Below are 21,114 nucleotides of genomic sequence, written 5' to 3' on the forward strand. Positions count from 1 at the left end.
TTACCCCAGGAAGACCTCGACGGCTTGCCGATAGTGCTGCTCAGTATACCGGATGATCTGCTCCAGTGAAGATTCCGGCAGAGCCAGGCGGCTCCATGCGGCCGAGTCGATGGGTGGAACGTAGCGTTCGCCGCTGGTGCCGAATCGCAGGGCGTTGGCGATACTGTCGGCAACATGCACCACGGCGGCTTCAATGGGATAGCTGACGGCCTGATCAGGCGCGTGATGGCAGCGCACGGCTTCCTCGAACACGGGCGGCAACTGCCAGGCCGCCATCAGCGATCCGCCGAGCCCCGCGTGGTCGAATCCGAGCACCTGATGTTCCACCTTGTAAAGCAGTTCGGTGTGCTCGTCCCGGCGCTTGAGCAGCTGTGTGATCCTGTCTTCGGGCTGCATGAAGATCACCAGCCGACCGACGTCGTGCAGCAGGCCGGCGACGTAGAATCGTTCCACGTTGGGTTCGCGACGAATCGTGGCAATCGCGCGGCAGACGATCGCGCAGGCCACACCGTGGCGCCAGAAACTGTCCATGTTCACACCGTCCAGCGGCGCATGGTTGAAAAACCGGATCACCGTCGCGGCCAGAACCAGGTCTCTCAACTGCTCGGTCCCGATGATACTGATGGCCCGGGAGACGGACTGGATCTTGTAGGGAAAATCGTAGAGGCTGCTGTTGGCAACCTTGAGCATCTGCACGGTGAGCGCGGCATCCTGTTCAATGATGTGCGCCATGGCGTCGAAGGAGGTCGCCGGGTCGTATACCGTTTCCTCCATCCGGTGGTAGGTATCCGGGAGGTTCGTCAGCCTCAGGTTGTTCTTGATCAGATCTCGGGTAATCTGAACCGTCATGAGGGACCTTTCTGAGAGATCTCGAGAACCAGACGCCTGACCGAGGCTTCATAAAGCGCCCGCATCACCGGCATGTCAAGATCACAGTGGCGGAAGGCGTCTCCGGCGAGCGCTTCGGCCTGCGCCAGCAGTTGCGGATCCGGCCCTTCGCCCTGGTCTTCGGACTGTCCTTCGTCCTCCCCGGATCGGACGTCGCCTGTCTCGCACCATGCCACCACTTCGGTGACGCCCCAGGTCATGAGGATGCGCAAGTGCCGTTCCTTCAAGGGCATTCCGGCCGGTAGAAGCAACCGGCCCGAGCGATCATGGACGTCGTCGGCCAGAACCGAGCCCGGTACGAGGTATATCGTACGCAGCTTCTGTTTATTCTTCATAAGCCCTTGAATCCCAAGGCCTCGCGTCCACGCTACAGGTTGTCCGGGAACACCGCAAGCGAGTCCCGGCTCCTCCATGGACCGCCGCCCGGTTACCCAAGCGCCGCGATACCGAGGCGGGTCCCGACGGCTCAGCCCACCAGTTGGCGCAGCACATAGGGCAGGATGCCACCATGCCGGTAGTAATCGACCTCCTGGGGGGTATCCAGCCGCACCCGGGCCTGGAAGGTGATGACCGATCCGCTGTCGTCCGTGGCCTTGACGGTCACCTCCCTGACGGCCCCGTCACCCAGACCCTCGATGTCGATCCTTTCGCGGCCGGTCAGACCCAGTGACTGGGCGTTCTGACCCTCCTGGAACTGCAGCGGGAGTACGCCCATGCCCACCAGATTGGATCGGTGGATGCGCTCAAAGCTCTCCACGATCACGGCACGCACGCCCAGCAGGCACGGCCCTTTGGCGGCCCAGTCACGGGAAGACCCCGAGCCGTATTCCTTGCCGGCCAGGACCACCAGGGGCACACCTTCGGACCGGTACTTCATGGCGGCATCGTAAATGGACATCTGTTCGCCGTCCGGCAAATGCAGCGTCACGCCGCCCTCGGTACCGGGAGCCAGCAGATTGCGCAGACGGACATTGGCAAACGTGCCGCGCATCATCACCTCGTGGTTGCCGCGACGGGACCCGTAGGAGTTGAAATCCGCCGCTTTCACGCCATGCCCGGTCAGGTACAGACCCGCCGGACTGTCGGGCTTGATATTGCCCGCCGGGGAGATGTGGTCGGTGGTGACGCTGTCGCCCAGCAGCGCCAGCACCCGGGCCCCGCTGATGTCCCTGATCGGATCGGGGGTGGCGCTCATGCCGTCGAAGTAGGGCGGGTTGCGCACGTAGGTGGAGTCGTCCTGCCAGTCGAACCGCTGGCCGGCAGGGGCCGGCAGTTTGTTCCAGCGCGTCTCGCCCTGGAACACGTCGTCGTAGGCGGCGCGGAACTTGGCGGCATCCACGTTCTGGCTGACCACCGTGCGGATCTCCTCCTGCGTGGGCCAGATGTCATGCAGATACACGGGGTTGCCATCCGCGTCCTCGCCCAGGGGCTGGTTGTAGATGTCGATGTTCATGCGGCCCGCGAGGGCATAGGCCACCACCAGGGGCGGCGAGGCGAGGAAGTTCATGCGGATCTCGGAGTGGATGCGCCCCTCGAAGTTGCGGTTGCCGGAGAGTACGGAACTGACCACCAGGTCATCCTTCAGAATCGCCTCGCTGATGGGCTCGGGCAGGGGACCGGAGTTGCCGATGCAGGTGGTGCAGCCGTAGCCCACCACATGGAAACCCATGGCCTCCAGGTCATTGAGCAGGCCGGACTGGGTCAGGTAGTCGGTCACCACCCGGGACCCCGGGGCCAGGGAGGTCTTCACCCAGGGCTTGACCGTGAGACCGCGCTCGCGGGCCTTGCGGGCCACGAGCCCCGCCCCGAGCATCACCGAGGGATTGGAGGTGTTGGTGCAGGAGGTGATGGCGGCAATGACCACGGCACCGTGGTCCAGATGGAACTCCTCGCCGTTCATCTTCACGGTGTGGCGGGGCGGCCTGCTCTCGGCCTGGTGCTCCACGCCCACGGCCGTGTGGCCGCCCTCCGCCTCGAAGCGCTCGGCTTCGGCCGGTTCACTGGATTCAGGCTCGCGCTCGGCCAGCATGCTCCGGATGGCGCCCTCGATCACCTGGCCGGCCTCGCCCAGACGGATGCGGTCCTGGGGCCGCTTCGGCCCGGCCAGCGAGGGCTCCACGGTGGACAGATCCAGTTCCAGGAGGCTGGTATAGCGCGCCTCCGCGGCACCGGCCTCGCGGAACATGCCCTGTTCCCGGGCATACGCCTCCACCAGCGCGATCTGGTGCGGATCCCGGCCGGACAGACGCAGATACGTCAGGGTCTCGTCGTCGATGGGGAAGATGCCGCAGGTGGCACCATACTCCGGGGCCATGTTGGCGATGGTGGCCCGGTCTGCCAGGGGCAGGTGGGCGAGACCTTCACCGAAGAATTCAACGAACTTGCCCACCACGCCGTGCTTGCGCAGCATTTCGACAATCATGAGCACCAGATCGGTGGCGGTGGCCCCCTCGGCCAGGTTGCCCACCAGGCGGAAGCCCACCACCTGCGGGATCAGCATGGAGATGGGCTGGCCCAGCATGGCCGCCTCGGCCTCGATGCCGCCCACGCCCCACCCCAGCACGCCCAGACCGTTGATCATGGTGGTGTGGGAGTCCGTGCCGACCAGGGTGTCGGGATAGGCCATGAGCGTGCCATCGGGCTGCTCCTGGGAAAACACCGTGCGCGCCAGGTATTCCAGGTTCACCTGGTGCACGATGCCGGTGTCCGGCGGCACCACGGCGAAGTTGGAGAATGCCTGCTGGCCCCATTTGAGAAAACTGTAGCGCTCCCGGTTGCGGGAGTATTCCAGTTCCGCGTTCAGATTGAATGAATTGGCCGTGCCGAAACTGTCCACCTGCACCGAATGGTCGATCACCAGTTCCGCCGGCTGCAGGGGATTGATGCGCGTGGGGTCGCCCCCGAGACGCTCCATGGCGTCGCGCATGGCGGCGAGGTCCACCACCGCCGGCACCCCGGTGAAATCCTGCAGCAGCACGCGCGCCGGGCGGTAGGCGATCTCCTTGGAAGGCTCGGCGGCGGGATCCCAGTCCAGCAGGGCCTGGATGTCCCCGGGGTGGACGGTCTTGCCGTCCTCGTAGCGAAGCAGGTTCTCCAGCAGGATCTTCAGGGAAAACGGCAGTGTCCCGGTCCCGGGCAGATCGCGCAGGCGATGGATGACGTAGGTCTTGCCCTCGACGTCGAGTCGGGTGCGGGTATTGAAGCTGTCAGTCATGGAAAGATCCCCGTGGTCCGATGTGCGGTGATAAGTAAGTATCCAAGGAAGTGTTCAGTGCGCCATGATGGCCCGTGCCTCGCGCAGCAACCCGCTTCGGGAGAACAACAGGCGCCAGCGCGAACCGCCCGCCTGGCGCCAGAGTACCGCGGCACGGATGCCCGCAAGCAGCAGCGTGCGTATGCGCGCGGCGTTGTCCTCGTTGGAGAGGTGGGCCTGCTCCCCCTGAACGAGGATTCGCGGGCCAAGCTCGCTGATGGTGTCCTGATAGGTCTGAGCCAGCGCCGAGACGACACTTGGATGGGTCGGGTCGTCAAAGTAATCGCGCTGTCGTTCAGCGGACTGGATACCCTCGCGCAGGCGGTTCACCATCTCCGGCTGTTTCATGAGCTTGCGCTCGAGAAAAAGCAGGCCGACCGCGTACCGTGTCAGTTCCATTTCGCCGCCGCGCCCACCCGCCTGCAACTGACTGGCCACCAACTCCATACCCCGCCGAAGGCGGTGCACGTTGCCGTAGATGCCGTCGATCCCGGTCGCCTCGAAACTGAACAGGCTGCCCACCATGGTGCGGAACTCGTCGGCATCGCATCGGCCATGCCAGGCCAGGTCCTTGACCAGAGAAACCGCCTGAAAAAGTGCCGCGAGGGCGATGACACGATTGCGCTGGGTGGATTCCACGAACGGGTGGGCCTTGTGACTGAGTCGGGTTGCGGGTCAGGTCCGGGAGGCCTCGGCGTCCTCGCGGCATCGGCCTAATATACCGTGAATCGGGCGCCGGTATGAATGGCGGACCGGCCTTTGCGTCAACCGGAGCCGGCCCGGGGATTTGAACGGGACACGATGGTGCCGCCCCCAAGGCATTCCTCCGCCCGGTAGAACACCACCGACTGGCCCGGGGTGATGGCCCGCTGGGGCGCGCGGAATGCCACTTCCGCGCGCCCGTCGGGCAGCAGCGCCAGCCGGCAGGACTGCCGGGGCTGGCGGTGGCGGATGCGGGCCTGGCAGTCCAGGGGCGATGCCGGCGCTGCGCCCGAGACCCAGTGGAGCGCGTCCGCGTGCAGGGTGCGATGAAAGAGCAGCGGATGGTCATGCCCCTGGGCGACGATCAGCCGGTTGCCCCGCATGTCCTTGTCGACCACGTACCAGGGCTGTTCGGTGCCCGCGCGCACGCCGCCGATCCCCAGCCCCTGGCGCTGCCCGAAGGTGTAATACATGAGTCCCTGGTGCTCGCCCAGCACCGTGCCCTCCAGATCCACGATCGGACCCGGTCGGGCGGGCAGGTAGCGCATGAGAAAATCCCGGAAACGGCGCTCGCCGATGAAACAGATACCCGTGCTGTCCTTCTTGGCATGGACGGGAAGGCCGCGTTCCAGGGCGATCGCCCGGACCCGGCCCTTCTCCAGTTCACCGACCGGGAAGAGACTCCGTGCAAGCTGCGTCTGGTCCAGGGTATAGAGAAAGTAGGACTGGTCCTTGTCGGCATCGCGGCCGGCAAGCAGGGTATAGCGGGCCCCGTCGCGGCCGATCCGGGCATAGTGGCCCGTGGCGATGCGCGCCGCACCGAGCGCCCGCGCATGATCCAGAAACGCGCGAAACTTGATCTCCTTGTTGCACAGGATGTCCGGATTCGGTGTGCGCCCCGCCTCGTATTCATGGAGAAAATGTCTGAACACCCGGTCCCAGTAATGGTGGGCGAAGTTCACCTTGTGCAGCGGGATCTCCAGCAGGTCGCACACCGCCTGGGCATCGGCCAGATCCTCCGCGGCAGCGCAATAGCCCGGTTCGTCATCCTCCTCCCAGTTCTTCATGAACAGGCCTTCCACCCGGTAACCGTCCTCCAGCAGACGCATGGCCGCCACGGAGGAGTCCACGCCGCCGGACATGCCCACGATGATTCGTTCGGCCCGGCGGCTCATGATCCCGTCTCATCGTGGAGCAGATCCAGGGCGTGGCGCCGACCCGCCAGATAATCATCCACGCAGCGCAGCACCAGCGGGCTCCTCAATTGTGCCCGCCGCTCGAGCAGTGCCGTGCGATCCATCCACAGCACGCGGCGGATCCCGCGATCCAGGGCGCGGTTGTCGTCGTGGTCGCGCACGGTGCCGCAGAAGGCGAAGCGCAGGTAGGTGTCGCCGCTGCCGGGGTGGCGCCAGCGGTATACGCCCACGATGGCCTCGGGCACGAAGTGCCAGGCGGTCTCCTCCAGGGTTTCACGCACCACCGCCGCCAGAATGGATTCGCCGTCTTCCAGGTGACCGGCCGGCTGGTTCAGACGCAATCCGCCGGCCACGGATTCCTCCACCAGCAGAAAACGCCCGGCTTCCTCCACCACGGCGGCCACGGTCACGCGTGGCGTCCAGGGCATGGGCTCGTGCGGGTCTTGATGCAGTACGGACATGGCGGCTGACCGGATAAGGACGCGGAACAGGGCGGTTGGGTGACGGGACGATCAAACCTTCCATAGGAGCAGGTGGGACCGGAGTGTATAATTGCGTGACATCACAGAAAGTCACACCAGGGAGTCCCCATGGCCTACCAGCATATCAAGATCCCGGACAATGGCGCCAAGATCACCGCCAATGACGATAATTCGCTGAACGTCCCTGACAATCCCATCATCCCCTACATCGAAGGGGACGGTATCGGCGTGGACATCTCCCCGGTCATGAAGACCGTGGTGGATGCCGCCGTGGAGAAGGCCTACGGCGGCAAACGTGCCATCTCGTGGATGGAAATCTATGCCGGAGAGAAGGCCACCCGGGTCTACGACAAGGATACCTGGATGCCGGCCGAGACACTGGACGCCGTGCGCGACTACCTGATCTCCATCAAGGGGCCGCTGACCACGCCGGTCGGCGGCGGCATCCGTTCATTGAACGTGGCGCTTCGCCAGGAACTGGACCTTTACGTCTGCCTGCGCCCGGTGCGCTATTTCGCCGGCACGCCCAGCCCCCTGCGTGAGCCGGAGAAGACCGACATGGTGATCTTCCGGGAGAACTCCGAGGACATCTACGCGGGCATCGAATGGGAGTCCGGCAGCGCCGAGGCCCGCAAGGTGATCGATTTCCTGGTCAAGGACATGGGCGTGAGAAAGATCCGTTTCCCGGAGACCAGCGGCATCGGCGTCAAGCCGGTTTCCCGGGACGGCACCCGGCGCCTTGTGCGCAAGGCCATCCAGTATGCCATCGACAACGACCGTGACTCCGTGACCCTGGTACACAAGGGCAACATCATGAAATTCACGGAAGGGGCCTTCAAGAGCTGGGGCTACGAACTGGCCAAAGAGGAGTTCGGCGCCACGGAGATCGACGGCGGCCCCTGGTGCAGTTTCAGAAACCCGGTCACGGGCACGGAGATCGTGGTCAAGGACGTGATCGCCGACGCGTTCCTGCAGCAGATTCTGCTCCGTCCGGCGGAATACAGCGTAATCGCCACGTTGAACCTGAACGGTGACTATATCTCGGACGCCCTCGCCGCGCAGGTGGGCGGCATAGGCATCGCCCCTGGGGCCAACCTGTCGGACACCGTGGCCATGTTCGAGGCCACCCACGGCACGGCACCCAAATATGCCGGGCAGGACAAGGTCAATCCCGGCTCCCTGATCCTCTCTGCGGAGATGATGCTCCGGCACATGGGCTGGAGCGAAGCGGCGGATCTGGTCATCAAGGGGCTGGAGGGGGCCATCACCTCCGGGCGGGTCACCTACGACTTCGCTCGCCTGAAGGAGGGCGCCACGGAACTGTCCTGCTCCGAATTCGGCCAGAACATGATCGATCACATGGCCTGAGAGGCCGATCATCCGGCCGCATCCCCGCGCCGCCTTCAAAGCCCCCGCGCACCCAGGGGTTTCAGCGTCGGTGTCTGGGCTATAATCGGGGCGTCTGGCCGGTGATCATTCCGCGACCTGCCTGTTTTTTTCGGCACGAACCGTTGAACCACTGTCAAAAGACACCACTGTCAAGCCATGGGAGATGAAAGGAAACAACCCGACCAGGAGCTGGCCCTCGAGGAGGCCCGCCCCAAGATCAAGCCACCGCCGCAGTTTCAGGTCGTGCTTCTCAACGACGACTACACGCCCATGGAGTTCGTCGTGGAAGTCCTGGAAGGATTCTTCGGGATGGACAGGGAGAAGGCCACGCGGATCATGTTGCACGTGCACACCCGGGGCAAGGGCGTATGCGGCATCTATCCGCGGGATATCGCCGAGACCAAGGTAGCGCAGGTCAACGACTACTCTCGCCAGCACAACCACCCGCTCCTGTGCGCAATGGAACAGGCGTAACGACCCTGACGGGGTGACACCATGTTGAACAAAGAGCTTGAATTCTCCCTGAACACGGCCTTCAAGGCCGCCCGCGACAAGCGCCACGAGTTCATGACCGTGGAGCACCTGTTGCTTGCCCTGACGGAGAATCCCACGGCTGCCGGGGTGATGCGCGCCTGCGGCGTCGATCTGGACAAGCTGCGCAGCGAGCTGGCCCAGTTCGTGGATACCAACACCCCGCGCCTGCCGCCCAAGGACCTGCGCGATACCCAACCCACCCTTGGTTTTCAACGCGTGCTTCAGCGTGCGGTCTTCCATGTGCAGTCATCCGGGCGCAAGGAGGTCACGGGCGCGAACGTGCTGGTCGCCATCTTCGGTGAGCAGGAGTCCCAGGCCGTCTATCTGCTGTCCCAGCACGATGTGGCGCGTCTGGACGTGGTCAACTACATCTCTCACGGTATCTCCAAGGTGCCGGAGGAGCATCCGGACGAGGACGCGGCCGCGCGGCAGGAATCCGCCACGGAAGGCGAGGAAGGTCAGCGGACCAATCCGCTTGAGGCCTATGCCACCAATCTCAACGAGCAGGCCCGCCTGGGCAAGATTGACCCGCTCATCGGCCGGGCTCACGAGGTGGAGCGCACCGTGCAGATCCTGTGCCGCCGGCGCAAGAACAACCCCCTGTACGTGGGCGAGGCCGGCGTGGGCAAGACCGCCATTGCCGAGGGGCTCGCCAAGAAGATCGTGGACGAGGAGGTGCCCGAGATCCTCAAGGATGCGGTCATCTATTCCCTGGATCTGGGCGCCCTGGTGGCCGGCACCAAGTACCGGGGCGACTTCGAGAAACGCCTGAAGGGTGTGCTCTCCCAGCTCAAGCGCCGCCCGGGTTCAGTGCTGTTCATCGACGAGATCCACACGGTCATCGGGGCGGGCGCCGCCTCCGGCGGTGTCATGGATGCCTCCAACCTGATCAAGCCCATGCTGGCATCCGGTGAACTGAAGTGTGTCGGCTCCACCACCTACCAGGAGTACCGCGGCATCTTCGAGAAGGACCGGGCGCTGGCCCGCCGGTTCCAGAAGATCGACGTGAACGAACCCACGGTGGATGAGACGGTGGAGATACTCAAGGGGCTCAAGTCGCGTTTCGAATCCCACCATGACGTGCGCTACACCCAGAAGGCGCTCAAAGCGGCGGCGGAGCTGTCCAGCCGGTATATCACCGATCGGCACCTGCCGGATAAGGCCATCGACGTGATCGACGAGGCCGGCGCCAACCGCCGTCTGCAACCGCCGGGCAGCCGCAAGAAGACCATCTCGGTGCAGGACGTGGAGAGCATTGTCGCCAAGATTGCACGCATTCCGCCCAAGAGCGTGTCGGCATCCGACATGGAGACCCTCAAGCACCTGGAGCGCAACCTGAACATGGTGGTGTTCGGCCAGGAGGAGGCCATCTCCACGCTGGCGTCAGCCATCAAGATGGCCCGCTCCGGCCTGGGCGACGGCCACAAGCCCATCGGCTCGTTCCTGTTCTCGGGGCCCACGGGTGTGGGCAAGACGGAAGTCACGCGTCAACTCGCCGATCTGCTGGGCATCGAACTGGTGCGCTTCGACATGTCCGAGTACATGGAGCGCCACACGGTGTCGCGCCTGATCGGCGCACCGCCAGGCTACGTCGGTTACGACGAGGGCGGACTGCTCACCGACGCCATCCTCAAGCACCCCCACGCGGTGCTCCTGCTAGACGAGATCGAGAAGGCCCATCCGGACGTGTTCAACCTGCTGCTTCAGGTCATGGACCACGGCACGCTCACCGACACCAACGGGCGCAAGGTGGATTTCCGGAACGTGATCATGGTGATGACCAGCAACGTGGGGGCGGAACTCTCCGCCCGGGCGACCATGGGATTCACCCAGCAGGATCATTCCACCGACGCCATGGAAGTGCTCAAGCGCACCTTCAGTCCGGAGTTCCGCAACCGTCTCGACGGCATCATCCAGTTCCGCGCCCTGGCGCCGGAGACCATTGCCAGCGTGGTGGACAAGTTTCTCACACAGCTCCAGGCCCAACTGGACGAGAAGAAGGTGGTGCTGGACGTGGACGAGGAGGCGCGCCTGTGGCTCGCCCAGCACGGTTACGATCCGCGCATGGGCGCCCGCCCCATGGCCCGTGTCATCCAGGAGCACATCAAGAAGCCGCTGGCCGAGGAGATCCTGTTCGGCCGCCTGACCGGCGGCGGCGAGGTGCACGTCACCGTGCGCGACGGCTCACTGGTGCTCGACTACCAGGAAGAGGCGGTGCATTGAGATTGATAAAGCCGCCGCAGAGGCGCGGACGCGCAGAGAATTGAACAATCAATCCGATCGTTCTCTGCGCCTCTGCGGCAAGTTTTTGTTCTTTGGAAGGGAGATCCCCAGGGGATATCACTTATTGCGGTAGGTGATGCGGCCCTTGGTGAGGTCGTAGGGGGTCATCTGCACCGTGACGCGGTCACCCGTAAGGATGCGGATGTAGTGTTTGCGCATGCGCCCGGAGATGTGGGCCGTCACGATGTGGCCATTGTCAAGCTGCACCCGGAACATGGTGTTGGGCAGGGTGTCGAGCACCGTGCCTTCCATTTCGATATGGTCTTCTTTGGCCATAAGAACCTAATTTGTCAGGTCGAACCAAGCCGCCCATTATCAACAACCGGCTCCATAAAACAAGGGCGGATTCACGTTATTTGCCCGGACATCCACAGTTTAACTACACTACGCGGCCTGCGGGCGTGTCGCATGCCGGACGGGCTCCTTCCGTCCGGGGCGCCAGCCTCCGATGAGGTTGCAGGGCGCCCGGGGTTGCGCACGCCCCGCACACTGTCGAGGCCGATCCGTCGGACCGACATGTTCCTTCACCGCCACAGAGGCCATCCATTGATATGACGTTTGCCTGTGTATTCCCCGGCCAGGGGTCCCAGTCCCTGGGCATGCTGAGTGCGCTTTCCGACGCACACCCGCAAGTGCGCGAGGCCTTTGAGGAGGCGTCCGACGCCCTGGGCTCTGACCTGTGGAATCTGGCGCAGAACGGCCCGGAGGAAGATCTGAACCGCACCGAGATGACCCAGCCTGCCATGCTGGCCGCGGGCGTGGCCGCATGGCGCGTCTGGCAGGCTTCAGGGGGCAGGACACCGGCCATCCTGGCGGGCCACAGTCTGGGTGAATACACGGCGCTGGTGTGCGCCGGTGCACTGGCCTTCGGCAATACCGTGCAACTGGTCGCCGAACGCGGCCGCCTGATGCAGGGGGCGGTGGCGCCGGGTGAGGGTGCCATGGCGGCGATCCTGGGTCTGGATGACGGACAGGTCATGGACATCTGCGCCCGGGCCGCCCAGGGCGGTGTCGTGGAAGCCGTGAATTTCAACTCCCCCGGCCAGGTGGTGATCGCGGGGGACACCGCCGCCGTGGACCGTGCCGTGGCCCTGGCCGCGGAGGTGGGGGCCAGGCGCAGCGTGAAACTGCCGGTCAGTGTGCCGTCCCATTGCCGGCTCATGGAGGATGCGGCGGCCCGTCTGGCCGATCGCCTGGCGGACACGGCGGTCACCGCTCCGGGCATCCCGGTGATCCATAACGTGGATGCCTCCGCCCATGATGCGCCCGATGATATCCGCGCTGCCCTGGCGGCACAGCTTCACCGCCCCGTGCGCTGGGTGGACAGCGTGCGGCACATGGCCGCGCAGGGTGTATCCGCCATCGTGGAGCTGGGTCCGGGCAGGGTGCTCACCGGCCTCAACAAACGAATCGACAAGGGCCTGGGCGTGATCTGCGTCCAGGACCCGGAAAGCCTGCGCCAGGCCCTGGACCTGGTTGGCGCCTGACATCCCCGCAGGCAGCGAAGACACTAATTGCCACAGAAGTTCTCAGCGATCACAGCGTAAAGGACAGGCACGGTGCGCTGATCCAGGATCCTGCCCGAATCCCTGTGAACCCGGTGGCCGGAAAATGAACCGTTGCGTGATACCACGCGGCGATGAGCAGTCACGCGAGGAGAGTGGACCCATGACCCTTGAAAACGAGATCGCACTGGTCTCCGGCGCCAGCCGGGGCATCGGCAAGGCCATTGCCCTGGCGCTGGCCAGGCAGGGCGCCACCGTGGTGGGCACCGCCACCAGCGAATCCGGCGCCGAATCCATCACGGCTTACCTGCGCGAGGGCGGCTTCAAGGGCCGCGGCATGGCACTGGATGTCACCGACGCGGATGCCGTCGATTCGGTCATCCGGCAGATCACCGAGGATGTGGGCGGCATCACCATCCTGGTGAACAATGCCGGCATTACCCGGGACAACCTCATGATGCGCATGAAGGACGAGGAGTGGGACGCCATCATACAGACGAACCTCACCGCCGTCTGGCGTGTGACCCGGGGGGTGCTGCGCGGCATGATGAAGGCGCGCAAGGGACGCATCATCAACGTGGGCTCCGTGGTGGGCTCCACGGGGAATGCCGGACAGACCAACTACGCGGCGGCCAAGGCGGGCCTGCTGGGCCTGGGCAAATCACTGGCCCGGGAGGTCGGTTCCCGGGGCATCACCGTCAACACGGTGGCGCCGGGTTTCATCGATACGGACATGACCCGGGCCCTGCCCGATGCCCAGCGCGATGCGCTGCTGGGGCAGATACCGCTGGGCCGGCTGGGACGCCCCGAGGAGATCGCCTCGGTGGTGGCCTTCCTCGCTTCACCGGCGGCCGCCTATGTCACCGGGGAGACCCTGCACGTGAACGGCGGCATGTACATGGCTTGAGAAACGGGCCATAACAGACTCTTTATGAAGGGATTAGTGGTGCGGCTCGCTGGCCGGGACAGGGCCACGAAACGACGCCCGAAAGGTTTACAGGAGACAGGACACGCGCCATACTCGCGCCCCTTGAAAAGTCCTGAGGCACCAGGCCGGCGTGATCCATATCACTTCAAGTGGAAGGGCCTGGGGGTTTTCACTAAAATGGCTGCCCAGCAGCGGCTGCTTATCCAATCAATGGGGATACTCTGACCATGAGCAACATCGAAGAACGCGTCAAGAAGATCGTTGTGGAACAACTGGGCGTGAAGGAAGAGGAAGTGAAGACGACCTCCTCCTTCGTGGATGATCTGGGCGCGGACTCCCTGGACACCGTTGAACTCGTCATGGCGCTGGAAGAGGAATTCGAGACCGAGATTCCGGACGAGGAAGCGGAGAAGATCACCACCGTGCAGCAGGCGATTGATTACATCAACGCTCACCTGCAGGGTTGATCGGGGCGGGATTACGGCCCACGATCCAAGGTCTTAACCCGTGGCCGCGAGCGGAACCCCCTGTTCGCGGCCACGGGTGTTTTGATCCGGCAGGAAATCCAATTTTCCGAGGACAAGAGCTTGTCTAAACGGCGCGTCGTCATCACCGGACTGGGGATCGTCTCCCCGGTCGGATCAACCATCCCCACAGCATGGGACAATATCACCGCGGGCCGTAGCGGGATCTCGCCCATCGAGGTCTTCGACGCCTCCGAGATGCCCGTGCGGATTTCCGGCGAGGTGCGGGATTTCAATGCGGACGATTACATCTCGCCCAAGGAACAGCGGAAGATGGACACCTTCGTCCATTACGGCATCGCCGCGGGCCTCCAGGCCATACAGGACTCCGGGCTGGAGGTGACCGAGGCCAACGCCGAGCGTATCGGCGTGGCCATAGGCTCGGGTATCGGAGGCCTGCCCTACATCGAGAAGAGCTACGGCGCCTACCTCAAGGGGGGTGCGCGCAAGATCTCGCCGTTCTTCGTGCCCAGCGCCATCATCAACATGGTGGCCGGCAACCTGTCCATCATGTGCGGCCTTCAGGGGCCGAACATCTCCATTGTCTCCGCCTGTGCCACCGGCACCCACAACATCGGCGACGCCGCGCGCATGATCATGTACGGCGACGTGGACGTGATGGTCGCCGGCGGTGCCGAGATGGCGACCACGCCGCTGGGCATCGGCGGGTTTGCCGCCGCCCGCGCCCTGTCCACCCGCAACGATGATCCCGAAAGGGCCAGCCGCCCCTGGGACCGGGACCGGGACGGCTTCGTGCTCGGCGACGGTGCCGGCGTGCTGGTGGTGGAGGAGTACGAACACGCCCGCGCCCGCGGCGCACCGATCTACTGCGAACTCGCCGGGTTCGGGTGGAACAGCGACGCCTTCCACATGACCCAGCCCTCCGAGGGCGGGGAAGGGGCCGCCAAGTGCATGCTCATGGCGCTGCGTGATGCCGGGCTCAACGCGGATGAGGTGGACTACATCAATGCCCACGGCACCTCGACACCCGCCGGCGACAAGGCGGAAACCATGGCGGCCAAGCGCGCCCTGGGCGATCACGCCTACAAGACGGCCATCAGCTCCACCAAGTCCATGACCGGACATCTGCTGGGTGCCGCAGGGGGGGTCGAGGCGGTGTTTCTGGCCCTGGCCATCAAGCATGGCATTGCCCCGCCCACCATCAACCTCGACAACCCCGACCCGGAGTGCGATCTGGACTACGTGCCCAACACCGCCCGTGAGATGAACATCCGGGTGGGCCTGTCCAATTCCTTCGGATTCGGTGGCACCAACGGCACCCTCATCTTCCGGGCCCTCTGACGCCATCCAGGCATGGGGCGGCGATGCCCCCTGCCTGGAGTCGGTTGCGGATTTGCTGGCGCTTCACCGGCGCTGGCCCGGGCGATATCCCCACCTCCTGGAAAGCGCCCTGCGGGGCACGCCCCAGGCGCGCTACAGCATCCTGTTCGCATTCCCGGGGGACCGACTGGTCCTCGAATCCATGGATCGATCCCCGGACTTTCTGCACCGGCTCGATGCCTGCTGGCACAGGGAACGCATCGAGCGCCCGCCCGGTGATCCCGAACGCCTGCCGTTTCGGGGCGGCTGGTTTCTCTTTCTGGGCTACGAGCTGGCCGGCCAGGTGGAGCCGGTGCTGAATCTCCCGTCGGATCCCTGCGGATTGCCGGTGGCCTTCGCGCAGCGCTTTCCGTGCGCCATGGTGGTGGACCATGCCCTGGCGCGAACGTACCTGGTGGCTGAACCGGGACACGAGGATGCCCTTGCGCAGATGCGCGCCGACCTCGCCTCCCTGGACGCCGTGCGTCCGCCGCCCCCGGTCCCGTGGCCGGAATCCCTGGACGAGGATCCGCCACAGCGCTATCTGGACGGAGTGGCGCAGGTCATCCGTTATATTCGCGACGGCGATGTCTTCCAGGTGAACCTGTCCCGCGCCTGGCAGGCCCGGCTGGGAGAGGACATGCCGGCGGCCGACCTGTACGACAGACTGCGGGACTGCAATCCGGCGCCGTTCGCGGCCCTGGCCACCCTTCCGGGCGGGCAGATCGTCAGTTCCTCCCCGGAGCGGCTGGTGCGCGTGCGCGGCGACCGTGTCGATACACGTCCCATCGCCGGCACTCGCCCCCGGGGAGCCCGGCTGGAGGCGGACCGCGCATTGGCGACACAGCTCCTGGGCAATGCCAAGGAACGGGCCGAGCACATCATGCTCCTGGACCTGGAGCGCAACGACCTGGGACGTCTGTGCCGGCCCGGCAGCATCCGGGTGGACGAGCTGATGACCCTGGAAACCTATCCCCATGTCCATCACATCGTCTCCAACGTCACCGGCAGGCTGCGCGCGGAGGTCACCCCCGGTGAGGTCATCCGCGCGGTCTTTCCCGGCGGCACCATCACCGGCTGCCCCAAGGTGCGCTGCATGGAGATCATCGCGGAACTGGAAGGGCAGGGACGGGGCGCCTACACCGGTTCCCTGGGCTACCTGAACCGGGACGGGGACATGGACCTGAACATTCTCATCAGGACCCTGGTGCATCAGGGCCGGGAAATCCGCTTTCGCACCGGGGCCGGCATCGTCGCCGACTCCGACCCCCGGCGGGAACTGGAGGAGACCCGCCACAAGGCCGAAGGCCTGCGCCGGATGCTGGTGTCATGATCCTGGTGAACGGTGAAGCCCGGGAGGACGTGCCGGTGACCGATCGCGGCCTCGCCTATGGCGACGGCCTGTTCGAGACACTGGCCGTGCAGCGCCGTGAACCCGGGCACTGGCAACGGCACATGACACGCATGGCCGCGGGCTGTGCGCGCCTGGACCTGCCCATGCCGGACCCCGCCCTGTGGCTGACCGAGGCGCGCACGGTACTCGCGTCCGGCACACACGGCGCCCTCAAGCTGATGCTCACCCGGGGTAGCGGGCCCCGGGGCTACCGGCCACCCCCGTCACCCGAGCCGACACGCATCCTGATGGCCCTGGACATCCCCGCGTACCCGGCGGCCTGGCGCGAGGAGGGTGTCCCTGTCCGCGTCTGCCGGACGCGCCTGGCACGCCACCCCTTGCTGGCGGGCATCAAGCATCTCAATCGCCTGGAGCAGGTGCTGGCGCGCAACGAATGGCAGGACGGGTTTCAGGAAGGCATCATGCTGGACACGGAGGACCACGTGGTGGAAGGGACCATGAGCAACCTGTTCCTGATCCGGGACGGCGCCCTGCACACGCCCCTGCTGGATCAATGCGGCGTGGCGGGTGTCACCCGGGCCCGGGTCATGGCGTGTGCACGGGGGCTGGGGATTCCCGTCCATGAGGGGCGCTACGGCCTGGACGACCTGTTCGGGGCCGACGGGCTTCTGCTCACCAACACGCTGATCGGCCTGTGGCCGGTGCAGGCGCTGGACGGGCATCCGCTGCCGGTGCCCCCCCTGGTCGGCCTGCTGCAACGTGCCCTGGACGGAGACGGGCCGTGAGGTGGCTGGTGGCGAGCCTGGTGTTGCTTGCGGTGGCGGCTGCGGCGGGCCTGACCGTGGATTACCTGCGTTTCATGGACCGGCCCCTGGCCCTGGACGAGCCCCGGGTCTATGACCTGCCGGCCGGCGCCTCGGTACGCCGCGTAGCCCGCGAACTCCATGAAGCGGGCTGGCTCGAACGTCCCCTCTACTGGGAGTTCCATGCCCGGGTTGAAGCGGGTTCCACCAATGTCCGGACCGGGGAGTACCGCCTGGAACCGGGGCTGACGCCGCGCGGCCTGCTGGCACTGTTTCTCGGCGGGCGCACGATCCAGTACAGCCTGACCATCCCGGAGGGATGGACCTTCGCACAACTCATGCATGCCGTTCGCGCGCATCCCCATCTGAAGCAGACCCTGATGCCGGAGGAGGATATGGAGATCATGGCGCGGCTCGGCCGCCCCGGCGAACATCCCGAGGGCTGGTTCTATCCGGACACCTATCTGTTTCCACGCGGGACCACGGATCTGGAGTTTCTGGATCGGGCGCATAGGCGCATGGTGAGTGTCCTGGAATCAGCCTGGGCGGAGCGTCAGCAGGACCTGCCGCTGGAAACGCCCTACGAGGCCCTGATCCTGGCATCCATCGTGGAAAGGGAGACCGGTGTACCCGATGAGCGGGAACTGGTCGCGGCGGTGTTCACCACGCGCCTGCGCCGGGGCATGCGACTGCAGACCGATCCCACGGTCATCTACGGGACACAGGTGTATGGAGGGCAGGTCAGTGATGGCAGGCTGCGCCGGCGCGACCTGCGGACCGACACCCCGTACAACACCTATACGCGGGCGGGCCTGCCGCCCACGCCCATTGCACTGCCGGGGGGTGATGCCATTCGCGCCGCCCTCAATCCCGCCGACTCCGAGGTGCTGTTCTTTGTCTCCCGGGGCGACGGCAGTCATCATTTCTCCACCACCTACCGGGAACACCGGGAGGCGGTGATCCGGTATCAGCTGGGAGGCGATGCCGGTCGCTATCCGGGGAGCGCACGACCATGAACCAGCCGTCACCGAAACGACGGGGCCGCTTCATCACGCTGGAAGGGGGCGAGGGCGCGGGCAAGTCCACCCAGGTGGAGGGGCTCAAGCGGTTTCTGGAGGATCAGGGCATCGCGCTGGTCACCACGCGTGAGCCGGGGGGCACGCCCGTGGCCGAGGCGATTCGCGGCCTGCTGCTGTCCAGGGATCACCCGGCCATGCATCCGGATACCGAACTGCTGCTCATGTTCGCGGCCCGGGCGGAGCATCTGCGCACACTGATCCTGCCGGCCCTGGAGGCGGGCAGGTGGGTGCTGTGCGACCGGTTCACCGATGCCACCTATGCCTACCAGGGTGGCGGGCGCGGTGTCGACCCCGCCCGCATCGCCGCCCTGGAGGTCTGGGTGCAGGGCCCCGTACGGCCGGATCTCACGCTGCTGCTGGACATGGACGTGAAAACAGGCCTTGCCCGTGCCCGAGGCCGAAGCGAGGCGGACCGCTTCGAACAGGAGGCCGTGGAGTTTTTCGAGCGGGTGCGCGAGGCCTACCTGGAACGCGCCCGCAGCGAACCGGCCCGCTATCGCATCATCGACGCCTCCCGTTCCGTGGAAGCAGTGGCCGGTGACCTGCAACAGGCAGTCTCATCCCTGATGGGAACAGGGCAGGGGACATGAGCCCGCCGGCCCCCTATCCATGGCTGGAATCCACATGGCGTCAACTGCTGGGGCGCCTGGCGGCCGATCGCATGCCCCATGCACTGCTGCTCACGGGCCCCGGGGGCATCGGCAAGCTGGCCCTGGCGGAGGCCCTGGCCGGCGCCGCCCTGTGCACTGAACCCGGTCCGCAGGGAGATCCGTGCGGCCGCTGTCCGAGTTGCCGCCTGCACGATGCGGGCACCCATCCGGACCAGGTGCGCCTGACCGTCCCCGAGGACAAGACGCAGATCCTCGTGGATCAGATCCGCGAACTGGCAGAAACCATGGGCCTGAGCCGCTCCATGGGTGCCCACCGGGTGGCTGTCCTGTGGCCGGCGGACGCCATGAACATCAGTGCCGCAAACAGCCTGCTCAAGACCCTGGAAGAACCGCCCGAGCACACGCTCCTGATCCTGGTCACGGCGGACCCCTCCCGCCTGCCCGCCACCATTCGCAGCCGCTGCCAGATCATCTCCGTGCCCCTGCCCGGCGAGACGGATACACGTGCCTGGCTGACGGCTCAGGGTTTGCCGGAGGCGGATATGGACGTGCTGCTGTGCATGGCGCGGGGCGCCCCATTGACGGCCCGGACGCTGGCAGAGGAGGGGGCCGCGGAACACTGGCGGGCCCTGGTGCGTGATCTGGCCGAATTGTCCGCCGGCAGGCGCGGCATCGTGGAACTGGCGGAACACTGGAAGGGCCAGGAGACCGAGCGTCTCATTCGCTGGATACAGATCGCCCTGTGGGAATGCGCGCGTCAGGCATGGGCCGGGCAGACCGCCGATACGCGGATCAAGGATTTGCAGCCACTGGCAAAGGCGTTAGACTTGGGTCGAACCTTTCCATTGCAGGATCGCCTCGCCGAATGGCGGCGACTGGCCCGCACCACCGTCAATCCGCAGCTTCTGCTGGAAGACGTGTTTGCGGATCTCGCCCCCGGCAGGCCGTGACGGAGCCACCGCCATGTCGTCAGGACAGGGTATTCTCTCGCTATCCATCAAGGACAAGAACTCCTTGTATGCCGCATACATGCCGTTCGTGAAGAACGGCGGGCTGTTCATCCCCACCCAGAAGCCCTACAAGCTGGGAGACGAGGTGTTCATGCTGCTCACGCTCATGGAGGAACGGGAGCGCATGCCGGTGGCCGGCCGAATCATCTGGCTGACGCCGCCCCGCGCCCAGGGCAACCGCACCCCCGGCATCGGTGTGCAGTTCAACCCCCAGGACAACGGCGCCACCCGCAACAAGATCGAAGGCCTGCTCGCCGGCGCCCTGCAGGCCGATCGCCCGACACATACCATGTGAACTGAGGTTCAAGGTTCAAAGTTCAAGATTCAATGAAGGGCACGTTGGCTCTGGATGACCGCCAACTGATACGGTCCGGCCTTGAGCCTTGAACCTTGAACATTAAACCTTGAACTTTGAATGTCCTTCATGCTCATCGACTCCCACTGCCATCTGGATCGCATCGATCTGGAGAAATTCGACGGTTCCCTGGACAACCTGCTCGCGGCGGCCCGCGACGCGGGTGTGGTGCACATGCTGTGCGTGAACATCTCGCTGGAAGGGTATCCGACGGTGCGCGGCATCGCGGAACGTTACCCGCAGGTGTCGTGCTCCGTGGGGGTGCATCCTGGAGAGTCCGGGGGTGCCGAGCCCACCGTGGAAGACCTGGTCACCCGGGGTCGCGACCCCCTGGTGGCAGCAGTGGGGGAGACCGGGCTCGACTACCACTACCACCCGGACGATAATGAATGGCAGCGCGAGCGCTTCCGGGTGCATGTGCGCGCCGCCCGGGAACTGGGCAAGCCGCTGATCATCCACACCCGCGATGCCCGTGACGACACCATCAGCATCCTGCGCGAGGAAGGTGCCGACGGCCCGCGCGGTGTGATGCACTGCTTCACCGAGACCTGGGAGATGGCACGGGCCGCCCTGGACCTGGGCTTTTATATCTCGTTTTCCGGAATCGTCACGTTTCGCAATGCCGAGGCACTGCGGGACGTAGCCCGGCGCGTGCCGGACGACCGTCTGCTGGTGGAGACCGATGCGCCCTACCTGGCTCCCGTGCCCCACCGCGGCAAGACCAACCATCCCGCCTGGGTGCGCGACGTGGCCGCCAGGGTGGCCGAGGTGCGCGGCAGCGATCTCGAAACCATCGCCGAACTGACGACGCGCAATTACCACGCCCTGTTCGGGCGCGGCTGACGCTTCGGTTCATCACGAAACGCACGAAGGCAAGGGATATCTCTCACCAGGAAGC

The 21,114-nt window shown here is 65.4% G+C and carries 21 protein-coding genes; 14 read left to right on the forward strand and 7 right to left on the reverse strand.

Going from position 1 to position 21,114, the window contains the following annotated elements; translation table 11 throughout:
• The 6 genes from THITHI_RS0103290 to THITHI_RS0103315 all read right to left on the reverse strand — a co-directional run bounded on the left by THITHI_RS0103290 (position 1) and on the right by THITHI_RS0103315 (position 6,500).
• Positions 1-849: an HDOD domain-containing protein gene (locus THITHI_RS0103290; RefSeq protein ID WP_018231650.1), complete on the reverse strand. Its 849-nt coding sequence runs from the start codon at positions 847-849 to the stop codon at positions 1-3.
• A complete protein-coding gene (locus THITHI_RS0103295; protein WP_018231651.1) occupies positions 846-1,121 on the reverse strand; it encodes a hypothetical protein in 276 nt (91 codons plus the stop codon). The genes THITHI_RS0103290 and THITHI_RS0103295 overlap by 4 nt, the downstream gene beginning before the upstream one ends.
• A 233-nt stretch (positions 1,122-1,354) precedes the next feature.
• Entirely contained in the window at positions 1,355-4,102 is a 2,748-nt protein-coding gene (acnA, locus tag THITHI_RS0103300; protein WP_018231652.1) for an aconitate hydratase AcnA, read from the reverse strand.
• 54 nt (positions 4,103-4,156) lie between these two features.
• On the reverse strand, positions 4,157-4,780 hold the full coding sequence (gene hflD / locus THITHI_RS0103305) for a high frequency lysogenization protein HflD (protein ID WP_018231653.1): 624 nt from the start codon (positions 4,778-4,780) through the stop codon (positions 4,157-4,159).
• A 125-nt stretch (positions 4,781-4,905) separates the two neighbouring features.
• Entirely contained in the window at positions 4,906-6,018 is a 1,113-nt protein-coding gene (gene mnmA, locus THITHI_RS0103310; RefSeq protein WP_018231654.1) for a tRNA 2-thiouridine(34) synthase MnmA, read from the reverse strand.
• Positions 6,015-6,500, reverse strand: a complete 486-nt coding sequence (locus THITHI_RS0103315; RefSeq protein ID WP_232199380.1) for an NUDIX hydrolase — start codon at positions 6,498-6,500, stop codon at positions 6,015-6,017. Before THITHI_RS0103315 ends, mnmA begins: the two co-directional genes overlap by 4 nt.
• Before the next feature lie 129 nt (positions 6,501-6,629).
• On the opposite strand from THITHI_RS0103315, the gene icd reads away from it, so the two are divergent.
• The 3 genes from icd to clpA all read left to right on the forward strand — a co-directional run bounded on the left by icd (position 6,630) and on the right by clpA (position 10,667).
• On the forward strand, positions 6,630-7,889 hold the full coding sequence (gene icd / locus THITHI_RS0103320) for an NADP-dependent isocitrate dehydrogenase (RefSeq protein ID WP_018231656.1): 1,260 nt from the start codon (positions 6,630-6,632) through the stop codon (positions 7,887-7,889).
• A gap of 177 nt (positions 7,890-8,066) precedes the next feature.
• Entirely contained in the window at positions 8,067-8,384 is a 318-nt protein-coding gene (gene clpS, locus THITHI_RS0103325) for an ATP-dependent Clp protease adapter ClpS (RefSeq protein ID WP_018231657.1), read from the forward strand.
• Positions 8,385-8,405: 21 nt separating this feature from the next.
• On the forward strand, positions 8,406-10,667 hold the full coding sequence (gene clpA / locus THITHI_RS0103330; protein ID WP_018231658.1) for an ATP-dependent Clp protease ATP-binding subunit ClpA: 2,262 nt from the start codon (positions 8,406-8,408) through the stop codon (positions 10,665-10,667).
• Between the two features lie 117 nt (positions 10,668-10,784).
• Here the strand turns inward: clpA and infA are convergent, their stop codons facing one another.
• Positions 10,785-11,003 carry a translation initiation factor IF-1 gene (infA, locus tag THITHI_RS0103335; RefSeq protein WP_018231659.1) on the reverse strand — a complete coding sequence of 73 codons (219 nt, stop codon included), beginning with the start codon at positions 11,001-11,003 and terminating at the stop codon, positions 10,785-10,787.
• Between the two features lie 275 nt (positions 11,004-11,278).
• Here infA and fabD point away from each other — a divergent pair, with 275 nt between their 5' ends.
• The 11 genes from fabD (at position 11,279) to THITHI_RS0103390 (ending at position 21,059) form a co-directional block, all read left to right on the forward strand.
• Entirely contained in the window at positions 11,279-12,214 is a 936-nt protein-coding gene (fabD, locus tag THITHI_RS0103340; protein WP_018231660.1) for an ACP S-malonyltransferase, read from the forward strand.
• A gap of 181 nt (positions 12,215-12,395) precedes the next feature.
• A complete protein-coding gene (gene fabG / locus THITHI_RS0103345; protein WP_018231661.1) occupies positions 12,396-13,139 on the forward strand; it encodes a 3-oxoacyl-ACP reductase FabG in 744 nt (247 codons plus the stop codon).
• Between the two features lie 248 nt (positions 13,140-13,387).
• Positions 13,388-13,627 (forward strand): acyl carrier protein, encoded by a 240-nt coding sequence (gene acpP / locus THITHI_RS0103350; protein WP_018231662.1) that lies wholly within the window; start codon positions 13,388-13,390, stop codon positions 13,625-13,627.
• A gap of 120 nt (positions 13,628-13,747) precedes the next feature.
• The gene (gene fabF / locus THITHI_RS0103355; RefSeq protein WP_026186022.1) at positions 13,748-14,986 is read left to right on the forward strand and encodes a beta-ketoacyl-ACP synthase II; all 1,239 of its coding nucleotides are present in this window, start codon (positions 13,748-13,750) and stop codon (positions 14,984-14,986) included.
• Positions 14,987-15,020: 34 nt separating this feature from the next.
• On the forward strand, positions 15,021-16,337 hold the full coding sequence (locus THITHI_RS0103360; protein WP_026186023.1) for an aminodeoxychorismate synthase component I: 1,317 nt from the start codon (positions 15,021-15,023) through the stop codon (positions 16,335-16,337).
• On the forward strand, positions 16,334-17,143 hold the full coding sequence (gene pabC / locus THITHI_RS0103365; protein ID WP_018231665.1) for an aminodeoxychorismate lyase: 810 nt from the start codon (positions 16,334-16,336) through the stop codon (positions 17,141-17,143). The genes THITHI_RS0103360 and pabC overlap by 4 nt, the downstream gene beginning before the upstream one ends.
• On the forward strand, positions 17,140-18,177 hold the full coding sequence (gene mltG / locus THITHI_RS0103370) for an endolytic transglycosylase MltG (RefSeq protein WP_018231666.1): 1,038 nt from the start codon (positions 17,140-17,142) through the stop codon (positions 18,175-18,177). The genes pabC and mltG overlap by 4 nt, the downstream gene beginning before the upstream one ends.
• The gene (gene tmk, locus THITHI_RS0103375; protein ID WP_018231667.1) at positions 18,174-18,830 is read left to right on the forward strand and encodes a dTMP kinase; all 657 of its coding nucleotides are present in this window, start codon (positions 18,174-18,176) and stop codon (positions 18,828-18,830) included. Before mltG ends, tmk begins: the two co-directional genes overlap by 4 nt.
• Positions 18,827-19,801, forward strand: coding sequence for a DNA polymerase III subunit delta' (locus tag THITHI_RS0103380; protein ID WP_018231668.1), 975 nt, complete (start codon positions 18,827-18,829; stop codon positions 19,799-19,801). Before tmk ends, THITHI_RS0103380 begins: the two co-directional genes overlap by 4 nt.
• Before the next feature lie 13 nt (positions 19,802-19,814).
• A complete protein-coding gene (locus THITHI_RS0103385) occupies positions 19,815-20,156 on the forward strand; it encodes a PilZ domain-containing protein (RefSeq protein ID WP_018231669.1) in 342 nt (113 codons plus the stop codon).
• 129 nt (positions 20,157-20,285) lie between these two features.
• On the forward strand, positions 20,286-21,059 hold the full coding sequence (locus THITHI_RS0103390) for a TatD family hydrolase (RefSeq protein ID WP_026186024.1): 774 nt from the start codon (positions 20,286-20,288) through the stop codon (positions 21,057-21,059).
• The last annotated feature ends 55 nt before the right edge of the window (positions 21,060-21,114 follow it).

The organism is Thioalkalivibrio thiocyanodenitrificans ARhD 1 (assembly GCF_000378965.1).
Lineage (GTDB): Bacteria > Pseudomonadota > Gammaproteobacteria > Ectothiorhodospirales > Ectothiorhodospiraceae > Thioalkalivibrio_A > Thioalkalivibrio_A thiocyanodenitrificans.